Source organism: Hydrogenophaga sedimenti (genome assembly GCF_051857515.1).
Lineage (GTDB): Bacteria > Pseudomonadota > Gammaproteobacteria > Burkholderiales > Burkholderiaceae_C > Hydrogenophaga.
Genome location: NZ_JBPZHA010000033.1, coordinates 1 through 1,321, shown reverse-complemented (window position 1 = coordinate 1,321; position 1,321 = coordinate 1). Strand labels below are relative to the sequence as shown.

At 61.5% G+C, this 1,321-nt stretch carries 1 protein-coding gene and 1 pseudogene; both read right to left on the bottom strand.

Annotation, left to right across the window (positions count from 1 at the left end; genetic code table 11):
• Nucleotides 1–166 precede the first annotated feature (166 nt).
• Nucleotides 167–979 carry an IS3 family transposase gene (locus ACS5NL_RS22675; protein ID WP_439356258.1) on the bottom strand — a complete coding sequence of 271 codons (813 nt, stop codon included), beginning with the start codon at nucleotides 977–979 and terminating at the stop codon, nucleotides 167–169.
• Nucleotides 980–996: 17 nt separating this feature from the next.
• Nucleotides 997–1,185 (bottom strand): annotated as a pseudogene (locus tag ACS5NL_RS22670) (transposase); the annotation flags it as partial.
• Nucleotides 1,186–1,321 lie beyond the last annotated feature (136 nt).

Genomic DNA, 1,321 nt, shown 5'->3' with positions numbered 1-1,321 from the left:
GAAAACGGGCGGTGCAAACGCAGAAACTGCGTTGAATTCGCTGATTCCGAGTCGCGCTGTTTCATGTCGTGGCAAGCCGCCCGCTATCGGCTGGCGCTAAACGTGTTTTGAACACCATCCTTAACTCCGTCAATCACTCTGAAGTCCCCTCGAATTTCTGAGCCAGTCAGAAGTAGAGGTTGGGGAACAGTTTGACTCGGTACTCGACCGGAGGAATTCGGCCGAGAGCTTCATGGGGACGGTGGTGGTTGTATCGGTGCAGCCAATCGGCCGTCATGTCGCGCACCTCCTGCAGTGACTCGAAGACGTAGCAGTCCAGCACCTCGGTGCGGTAGGTCTTGTTGAATCGTTCGACATAGGCGTTCTGCGTGGGCTTGCCGGGCTGAATGTGATTGAGCGCGATGCCTTTGGACTGCGCCCATTGGGCCAAAGCATGGGCGATGAACTCCGGGCCGTTGTCCAGGCGAATCGACAGCGGCGCACCACGCACTTCCACCAGCTCGTTCAAGGCCCGGATGACACGCGCAGCCGGCAGGCTGGTGTCGACCTCGATGCGCAAGCCCTCGCGGTTGAATTCGTCGATGACGTTGAAGGTCCTGAACCGCCTGCCGGACCACAACGCATCGGACATGAAGTCGCAGCTCCAGCCGCGGTTGGGTTGGCCGGCAGCGTGCAGGGGCTGTTTGATACGCGCAGGCAGCCGCTTCTTGCCGCGTCGTGGCAGGTTCAGCCGCAGCTCGCAGTACACGCGCCAGAGCACCGTCTTGCCCCAGGGCTTACCTTGGTGGCGGGCGCTGTCGTACAGCAGGCCAAAGCCGTGGCGTGGGTTGAGCGCCATGTGCGTCTGGATGAAGGTGATGACCCCGGAGTCGTCGCGTGCAGCCGGCCGGTAGCGCAACGTGGAACGGGCGATGCCGCTGGCCTGGCAGGCACGTCGCTCGCTCATGCCGTGCTCGGCCATGAGAGCTTGAACGACCATCTCGCGATGCTCCGGGGTCAGAGCTTTCGGTCAACAACGTCCTTGAGCGCGTGGTGCATCAGCGCCAGGTCGGCATACATGCGTTTGAGCTTGGCGTTCTCATCTTGCAGTTGGCGAAGCTGTGACAGGTGCGAGACCGTCATGCCCGAAAACTGGCTCTTCCACTTGTAGTACGTCGGCTCGCTGATGCCGTGCTTCCTGCACGTCTCGCCGACCTTGGTGAACCGCCCCGGGAATCGTGGAGGCTGGTTGGTTTAAGTCAGGCCGTTGTTGCGGCCTGATTGGCGAGTTGCCGCCAGTAGTTTGCCTCAGCCTCGGCCGGCGGGATGTAGCCGATGGGTT